Source organism: Prosthecobacter sp. (assembly GCF_046154365.1).
Lineage (GTDB): Bacteria > Verrucomicrobiota > Verrucomicrobiia > Verrucomicrobiales > Verrucomicrobiaceae > Prosthecobacter.
Genome location: NZ_JBJXFV010000115.1, coordinates 1 through 4,725, shown reverse-complemented (window position 1 = coordinate 4,725; position 4,725 = coordinate 1). Strand labels below are relative to the sequence as shown.

Annotated in this window: 3 protein-coding genes and 1 pseudogene; all 4 read right to left on the bottom strand. The window is 60.5% G+C overall.

All coding sequences use genetic code 11. The annotated features are described in order from the left end of the window. A partial coding sequence (locus ACKVY0_RS15300; protein WP_409215688.1) for a hypothetical protein occupies positions 1 to 1,607 on the bottom strand: 1,607 nt, incomplete at its 3' end. Between the two features lie 193 nt (positions 1,608 to 1,800). Continuing rightward, positions 1,801 to 3,309 carry a sulfatase gene (locus ACKVY0_RS15295; protein ID WP_409215687.1) on the bottom strand — a complete coding sequence of 503 codons (1,509 nt, stop codon included), beginning with the start codon at positions 3,307 to 3,309 and terminating at the stop codon, positions 1,801 to 1,803. A 3-nt stretch (positions 3,310 to 3,312) separates the two neighbouring features. Beyond that, positions 3,313 to 4,128, bottom strand: coding sequence for a ThuA domain-containing protein (locus tag ACKVY0_RS15290; RefSeq protein ID WP_409215686.1), 816 nt, complete (start codon positions 4,126 to 4,128; stop codon positions 3,313 to 3,315). A 156-nt stretch (positions 4,129 to 4,284) separates the two neighbouring features. Next, a pseudogene (locus ACKVY0_RS15285) lies at positions 4,285 to 4,725 on the bottom strand (hypothetical protein); the annotation flags it as partial.

The window sequence follows — 4,725 nt, the reverse complement described above, 5'->3', positions numbered from 1 at the left end:
AGGCCGTGATTGCCGCCGATGAGTTTGTAGTGGACGAACTGGCCGCTGCGGTAGGTGTATTTCACGAAGGGGGCCGAGTAACCGTTCGTGCCGTTGCCGGGGATGCCGGCGGCATCGGCCAGTTGCGGGCCGCTTTCACCCATCGCCTGCGCGAAGCGATAAATGCTCTCCTGGGCGGAGATGAAGGTGCCGATGACGCTCGTCCCGCCGGTGTAGGGGATCAGGGGATCGACCGTGCCGTTGAGGCTGATGATGCGGCGACGTTTGGCAGGCGCGATGGTCTGGTCGTAGGCATTGCTGCCGGTGGCATTGAACCAGAAGGCGCTGTCGTGATGCATCTTGGCGAGCATTTGGGAGACCTGGCAGCCTGCATTCTGAAAGGCGGCGCCATCGAGCTCAATGAGCAGTCGGTTCGTCATGCCGGAGCCGTTGGAGTTGCCGAAGATGGAGATTTTGCCTGCATCCACGTTGTCATAGGTCTTTAGCAGCGCGATGAGGTCGCGGATGAAAGCGACGTCGGGTGCTTGGGAGGCTTCGCCATCGACATTCCAACTGGTGAGGTAGCCATCCGGTGCCACGCGGATGGCGGTGCTGACATGCGGATTCAGTGCACCAATGGTGCCAGCGCCCGTCCCTCCATTGCCATGAAGCAGGATGACGACGGGGTGCGGCCCTGCGCCTGCGGGGACCTGGACGACGGCGGTGCGAGCGTAGCCGCTCGGCTCCTGTGCCCACGTTTGCGTGATGCTGAGGGTGGTGTTGGTGAGGTTTCCATTTGGCGTGAGCACCGTCTTGGCGCGGTGAAACTGCCTCGGCACGCTCGGGACATGGGTGAACTCGTCCGTGTAGGTGACGGAGCCGCCAGTGCCCGAGAGTGTGGCCATCGGCGTCCACGAAAGCAGATCGGTGGAGCATTGGATCTCGTAGCTTTCCCCCGCGACGCTATCGAAGGTGAAGAACGGATGATCGCTGCCATCAATGCCCGACTGGGTGATCTTCGCCGCCGCATTGGCGCTGCCGCCAGTGCCTCCGCCGCCCGTGACGGTGAGGAGCAACTGATTGAGGATGAACCGCGAATCCAAGGCGGGCGCGGTGGTGGGCCCCGTCGCCGTGATTTTCACGCTGGCGAGATTGGGCACGGAGATCGCAAAGGGCGAGGTATTGAATGAACCGCTGCTGGTGGCGGTGGTGCCGTCGAAGATCGCGTATTGTTTGGTCGTGGTGCCGATGGAGCGGGTGCCGATGCCGGAAATCCGCAGCGACTGCCCGACGGCGAGGCCGGTGACATTGCTCAGGGTGAAAACGAGCGACTGATCATCCTCGGCGATGAGATTGTTGAGGTTGTCCATTTCGAGATTGTTGGCACCGCCAGCAACGCCGATGCCGTCGTTGTGATTCGTCACCGTGAGCACGGGCGTGGCGACGCTCGTGGCCGTGATCGTGAGATCAAAGCTGATGCCCGCACTGAGGCCGGAGACATTCGGATTCGCCGAACTCAACCCCGTGACGGAGCCGGTGATTTTGCCCGTGCCTAGACTGACGGTCGTCTGGCCCTGCAGTAGAGGCGTCAGTGCGAGGAAGAGAATGTAGGCAAAGAAGGATTTCATGCTTTGTGCTGACGGCAAAGCGCGGAGATTGGTGAGCTGCGGATTGCCTGATCAGGCAGAAACTCCGCCCAGGACATCCAGTTGCATTTCATGGCTTATTTTTGATTCTCAAGGGGCACCGTCATCTTCGCTGCCTACTTGATGGCTTCGAGAATGTGCTGCCACACAATGGGCGTGAAGATGTGGATGCGTCTTACTTGGCAGCGGGAGTTTTCTTCTTCGGTGGGGGCTTGTTGAACTGAGCGTTCACTTTGTCTCTCGCTGACAAATAAACCGCGCGGTCATCGCGATGCGCAAAGGCTTCGGCAAAGGGATCGCCGGTGCGCTGCATGAGCGCCAGGAGATCGCTGCGCATGGCTTCAATCTCCTGCTGGCGAGTGGCCTCAGCGATCAGGTTGTGACGCTCAAAGCGGTCGTTGCTCAAGTCGAAGAACTCCTCCGGCACACGATGAACCAGCATCTCCACCCGCGCCTTGATGGCGGGATTTGTCTGCGCCGCTTTGACGATGGCTGGCCAGGCGAGACCCGTGCCTTTGGCGATGGGGCCTTTCTCGGAAAACAAGCCGCCCTGGTAGTCGGTCTTGCCGTCGCTCCAGCCATTCCAGATGTAGGCACGGTCTTTCGTGCGCACGCAGCGCATCGGCATCCAGTGCGAGGTGCCTCCTTGATTGTAGAAGGTGAAAACACGGTCACATCCCGCCATGCGCTTGCCTTTCAGCGCGGGCAGAAACGAGCGCCCATCCATGTCGGGGATCATCGCCGTGCCGGTCGCATCCAGCAGTGTGGGCGTGAAATCCAATGTGGAAACCAAGTGCGCCGTGTCCACACCGCCCGGCGCGATGACACCCGGCCAGCGGAAGATGAGGCTCGAGCGCGAGCTGTTTTCATACACGTTCGATTTCGCAAACGCCCACGCCATGCCGTGATCGCCGCCGAAGAACATGACGAGGGTGTTCTCACGCTGACCGCTTTCATCGAGCGCCTGGAGCACTGCTCCCACGCAATCGTCCAGCCTGCGCACATTGGTATAGTATTGCGCCATCTCACGCCGCACCTCGGGCAAGTCTTCGAGGAAACCCGGCACCTCAGTGACTTCTTCGGGCTTGATGAAACGACTCGGCGCATCGCCATCCGCCAAGTCGTCCGGCCCTTTGGCACCGATGAGCGGATGATGCGGATCACCGCAGTTCACATGATGGAAGAACGGCTTCCCCTGCGCCTTCGCCATGCCGATGAACTTCGCCGTCGCCTCCGCGAGTCCCTTCGCGCTGCGATTGATCTTCTGCTCCGCGAAATCCACCGGAAAGCTCTTCGTCGGCAGGTAGTGCCCGTTCTTGCCGATCATCGAGATGAGATAGCCCGCCTCGCGGAGCTGTTGGTTCAGCGTGCGCACCTCCGGCTTTAGCGGATAAAATCCCATCGCTCCGCTGCGATGCGGATACCGACCGCAGTGCATCAACTCCCGCACCGGCTGGCAGACCGCGACCGTTGCATAAGCATGCTGAAAGCGCATCCCCTCTGCCGCCAGCTTGTCGATGTTTGGCGTGAGCTCCGGAATCTTGCAGCCATAGCAGCCCACGGAATCGAAGTTCAAATCATCCGCGCAGATGAAGACGATGTTTGGCTTCGGCAGATTGGCCGCTTGCGTCCTGGCGAGTGGAAGCAGCAGCAATGCCGTGAGGAGACTGATGGTGCGCTTCATGGCTTACTTTTGCTTCGCTGTTTCGGGCGTCATCTTCGCGGCCCACTTGATAGCTTCGAGAATGTGCTGCCGTGCGAACGGCGTGCCGAGGGAGCGCAGGTCGTGGCCGAACTCGGTATAAAAGAAGCGACCGCCGGTCGCGGGTTCGTGCGTCCAGGCGATGGGATGATCCGCGCCCATGGGCTTGCCGTTGCGGGTTTTGAAATAGTCGCGCACCGGCGTGTAGGTGGTCTCGTCCACGCGCATGAGGACGTTGAAACCGGGCTGGCCGGTGACAGCGTGGTCGTGATTGGTCCAGTCGGCTTCGATCCAAAACTCCGCAGGCTGACCTTTGACGGAGCGATGATCCTTCGCGGCGGGATCAATGGTGACCTTCGCTTTGCTAAAGTCGGAGTCGCTATTGAAGTCGCAACCGCCGAGCGCGTTCAGCCACGGCCACTTGGTCTGATGCACCAGCGCGGCATGCAGGCCGACGATGCCTTTACCGCCCTTGGTGAACCATTCCTCCACCGACTTGCGCTGCTCCTCGGGCAGCACCTTGTCGAGTTCGTTGGCGTTGTTGAGCACGAGCACATCGTAGCGGCTCAGTTCCTCCGCACGCATGTCTTTCCAATGCTCCGTCACGTCCACCTCGAAGCCATTCTCGTGACCGAGCAGGACGAGCCAGCGATTAATCTTCGGTGTTTCGGGATGGCGATAGTAGCCAGTATTGGAATACACCAGCACCTTCAATCCTGTGCCCTTGGGCGCGGGCGCTGCGGGTTCATGACCGTGGGCGATGCTGGCGAGCAGGAGCAGGGAGAGGATGAGATGCTTCATGGTGATGGGTAGAGTGAACGATTGAGATGATCGGAGAATGCTCAACGTCATTCTTTGCGGGCTGTTCTCGGGCCGTCTTGTTGTTGGCGGAAGAAAGAGGCCGGCGGTGCGAGCAGCAGTGCGGCGAGGAGTGTGAGCTTCATCAAATTGGGTTCCTTATTTCCACAAGGGATCGATTTGTTCGGCGTTCCACTTGTCCCAGAGCGCTGACATTTGCTGCACTCGGGCGGGTTCTTGGGTGGCGAGATTTCGGGTCTCGCTGATGTCATGCGTGAGGTCGTAGAGCCGCCACTCCTTGCCATCGCGAATGAGTTTCCAATCACCGTTGCGGAGCGCGCTCTTCATGCCGACGCGCCAGAACAGGGTGCGGTCGGGCAGCTCAGTTCTTTTGCTGGTGAGCAATGGCAGCAGGTTCGCGCCGTCGAGGGCCGGTGTGGGGCGGACACTCTTGTCCGCTGCTGGTGCGACATCGTGGACAGGAGTGGCCGCGCCACTCGCGAGAGCGAGAGCGGTGGTAGTCGCGTCCATCGAGGTCACCGGCGCGTCAATCACGCGCGGACTGATGCGGCTCTTCCAGGACACGATGAACGGCACGCG